The sequence below is a fragment of the Spirosoma sp. 209 genome (assembly GCF_002006735.1).
In the GTDB taxonomy this organism is placed as follows: domain Bacteria; phylum Bacteroidota; class Bacteroidia; order Cytophagales; family Spirosomataceae; genus Spirosoma; species Spirosoma sordidisoli.
Map to the genome: position 1 here is coordinate 1 of NZ_MVEC01000040.1, position 3,730 is coordinate 3,730.

Annotated in this window: 5 protein-coding genes; all 5 read right to left on the reverse strand. The window is 53.4% G+C overall.

Translation table 11 applies throughout. The annotated features are described in order from the left end of the window. Nucleotides 1-459 precede the first annotated feature (459 nt). The gene (locus tag B1C80_RS27985) at nt 460-1,272 is read right to left on the reverse strand and encodes a Fic family protein (RefSeq protein WP_236648959.1); all 813 of its coding nucleotides are present in this window, start codon (nt 1,270-1,272) and stop codon (nt 460-462) included. Between the two features lie 17 nt (nt 1,273-1,289). After that, entirely contained in the window at nt 1,290-1,610 is a 321-nt protein-coding gene (locus B1C80_RS28845) for a Fic/DOC family N-terminal domain-containing protein (RefSeq protein WP_236648960.1), read from the reverse strand. 284 nt (nt 1,611-1,894) lie between these two features. After that, nucleotides 1,895-2,296, reverse strand: coding sequence for a T9SS type A sorting domain-containing protein (locus B1C80_RS27990; RefSeq protein WP_077924516.1), 402 nt, complete (start codon nt 2,294-2,296; stop codon nt 1,895-1,897). A 209-nt stretch (nt 2,297-2,505) separates the two neighbouring features. Beyond that, entirely contained in the window at nt 2,506-3,189 is a 684-nt protein-coding gene (locus B1C80_RS27995) for an outer membrane beta-barrel protein (protein WP_139361769.1), read from the reverse strand. After that, nucleotides 3,186-3,383 carry a hypothetical protein gene (locus B1C80_RS28000; protein WP_236648961.1) on the reverse strand — a complete coding sequence of 66 codons (198 nt, stop codon included), beginning with the start codon at nt 3,381-3,383 and terminating at the stop codon, nt 3,186-3,188. The genes B1C80_RS27995 and B1C80_RS28000 overlap by 4 nt, the downstream gene beginning before the upstream one ends. Between the last annotated feature and the right edge of the window lie 347 nt (nt 3,384-3,730).

The window sequence follows — 3,730 nt, forward strand, 5'->3', positions numbered from 1 at the left end:
GTTTTGATGAATCAAAGGTCGGCACCCACCCGCCCCCGCCCTGTCACAAATGGGTCAATCCCTGCCACTTTTGAGAAAACCACCCCAATAGCCCTACTTCGAGTCGATTCGCTCACCCTCCTCTTATCTGGAGGAGACACATCCCTGCCCGATAGTTAGCCTAATCTGATTCAGAAAACAGTTGTAAAAAGCAAGAGGCTTACCGCAATGAAGATATGTCTTGGTACGAAAAACCGTTTCACCCCCCAGCCCCCTATAGGGGGAGCTGTCCGCGCTGAGTCAGGAGCCTGGCTTATAGTATAGCCAGGCGATGCTACTGGCTGATTTAGCAGATACATCAGCGCTATTCCCGCTCGACGAACGGGAGGAATATCGCCCGGCCGGTCAATGCCGGCAGGTCGGTATTAACCGTATGTGAGGTGTATAGGTGTGTTGGTTGTTATGGAGTGGTGATTACGGTCAAGAGGTTGTCCGAATGATAGGGGCTGGCGTAGCAGGTATGTTTGTGCCCACCTCCACAAATAATTTCACTAAGGGCTGATTGATGTAGTAATTGCTACGCCCGATTTTCTGTTTATGTACAAAGCCCTGCTCTGTCAGCAAGTCCAGGTAGCGGGTAGCCGTCAGACGCGTTACCCGCAGATCGTCAACCAGAAAATCGATCTTGGTGTAGGGATGGCGAAACAGATTATTGAGCAAGTCCTGACTGTATAGCTTGGGTAACTGGAGCCGCAGCGTGTGCTTGTACTGCTGCATCAGGTCCCGGATGGCCTGCACCAGCACAATGGTCTGACGAGCCGTTTGTTCTACACCATCCAGCATATACAAAAGCCACCCTTCCCAATCCTGTTGGTCGCGCACGGCTTGTAAGCGTTCGTAATAGCCGCTCTTGTGCTGAATAATGTAGCGGCTCATGTAAAGAATCGGCAGATGAAGCAGGTCTTTCTGCACCAGATACAGCATATTGATGATCCGGCCGGTACGTCCATTGCCGTCGTAGAACGGGTGGATGCTTTCGAACTGGTAGTGTACAATGGCCATTTTCACCAATGGGTCAACATCAAGTAAGGTGTCGTCATTGATGAACTGCTCCAGGTTGACCATCAGGCTTACTACCCGATCGGCCTCCTGCGGGGGTATATACACGACCTCACCGGTTTGGCCGTTGCGGAGTGTTGTGCCGGGCACTCGCCGAAACCCGGCGCTATTCTGCTCTAGTTCCTGCTGAATAGCCAGAATATGCCGCAATGTGAGGAGCTTTTGCTGACGCACTAACTCAAACCCCTTTTTTAGCGCATTGGCGTATCGTTGTACTTCTTTCGTTGCCGGGCTATAAACGTATCTGTCAAAAGTTCAGCTCTAAACAGGTCATCATGCGTGGTTATTATATTTTCAACGGCCGATGAGCCCTTGGCTTCCTGTAGCGCCAGGGTGTTGATGAGGATCGACTCATTCGGAATAGTGGCCGCTACGCCTTTCAACTCGGCCAAATATCGGTGGGCGGCTGCTGCTTTGCGTAAAACAGTGCGGCTTTCTAAATCAACGGGGGGCGGTAAGGGCGTTAAAATAAATGACATAGAAGCGGTGTCAACAAAGAGTACTCGATACAAGTGTATAAGAAACAGGCCTTTTCTATGTATGTTGAACGCAATATATATAGAGAACAGGCCTTTTCTATATATATGTTACCTGCCAATACCGCCTAGGCCTGACTTGATCCGGCGCGAGCCCATCAGGAAAAGTAGCCTTTAGCTGCGGGTAAACCGGGATTAGCCATACGGTCTACACAGCAACAGCCCATCTGCACGGTGCAGATGGGCTGTCTGGTTAAGGGAGAGGAAGGTAAGGGATAAACTAAGATCGGTTACCCGCCGGGCCGGCTGGGTTCATCTGGTTAGTTCATGGCGATCCGGCGGGTGGTTTCGGCGGGCTGGGCCGTGGCAATCGTCAGGGCGTGGCTCGTCGTCTCTACCCCGTTGCTGATCAGCAAGCTGTACGAGCCGTCGGGCAGACTGCTTACGTCCAGCCGACGACGCACCTGCTGCTGGCGCTTGCCCACCTGCTCCTGGTAGACCTCCTGACCCTGGCTGTTGACCAGCCGGATACTGACTTTGCCTCCCGGCTGCTTGTCCAGACCGATCTGCACTTTGCCTTCGGCCGTGGTGTAGACCCCGCTCTGGTAGCTGGCCACGCTGGCAGGACGGGTAGGGCGGGTGATGGGGTTGGCGCTGGCAGGAGCCACGCTGGCAACGGTGAGAGACAGGGCAAGGGCGAGGGAAGCGATGAGCGTTTTCATGACTAGTGGTGTTTATGCGGGTTGGTGATTTGTGTCCGTTTTGATGAATCAAAGGTCGGCACCATCCCGCCCCCGCTCTGTCACAAATGGGTCAATCCCTGCCACTTTTGGGAAATGACCGAAAATCACAGCCGAATTGCCGGTTCAATACCCGTCTCAGCCTTACTCCGGCGGCTCACTTAACCCCACCAATACCAACTTACTATCAGCTACTTACCCACCCTTCGCTGATTGAACTGGTAGCCAATCATAACGCGCACGCCTTCATACCCCGTGTTAAACCGAAACGATTGGTTCTGATCAGCTATAGCCCGGTTGAGAGAAGTCATGGTTTTCTCCCATGTCGTTGTCAGACTCCAGCGATCGAGCCGTATGGCCATCCCGACCGCATAGGCCAGCGAAAACCGGTTCAAACTTTCGAAAACAGCCCTGCGGTACGGATCAGCAACGTTTTGATTCCGCGAACCATACCAATTCAACGAAGGCGTAAGCCCACCAAAAACGTCCAGGTGCAGAGCCGACCTGTCGCCTACCCGAAACCCGGCGTAGACCGGCAGCTCTAGCTGACGAAGCGCCAGCCCGACCCCCGGCACCGCTTCGTCGGGAGCAGGCAAATCAGGACGTGTATCCGTAAACTGAACGCCTATAGGCTGGTTTGAGAACCGTAAACCGGCCTGCCCGAAGAAAGCGCCAGCCGTTGAAATCCGGGCATTTGTTCCGATCGAAAAACCCGTAGGATCTACCGGTTTCAAGACGGTCAGCTTATACCGTTGTAGCTGACTGCTACCGTACTGTCTGTAGCCAAACCCGCCAACCTCGGCCGCTATGGCAATACGCTGTGCCCGGGCGAATACGGGTAGCAGGAGCAACAAAATCAACCCCAATCGAGTCATAACAGTTGGGTAATCAGGCTGGGTCCCGGATTCTGCACACTTGCGCCCGTAAGCTGTACCGTTGTCGTATCGATATAATCGCCCTTGTCCAGAAAATACCGGATGTTCGTAAGTACGTACCGATGCGGGGTAGACGCGCCGGGAACAACCGGTTCGGGGCTGGTGCAGCTACTCAGCAGAGCGGCAACGACCAATACCAAAAGCGGGTAGCAGCGCTGATGCATTTGAGTCGACCCAATAACCATGTATGTCTATTGAATTGATGAAGTTAATTAAGCGCACTAATCATACTTTATACTGGCTTTATCGGATTTTCAGGAAGTAGAAAATGCCTTTCGTTTGGCCGCACCCATCAAAAAAAGCGGTGCCAGCTTTCACTGACACCGCCTGGGTAAGTTGATGAGTACGTAATCAAACCGCCCGCTTAGTTCATGGCGATCCGGCGGGTGCTTTCCGAAGGCTGGGCCGTGGCAATCGTCAGGGCGTGGCTCGTCGTCTCTACCCCGTTGCTGATCAGCAAGCTGTACGAGCCGTCGGGCAG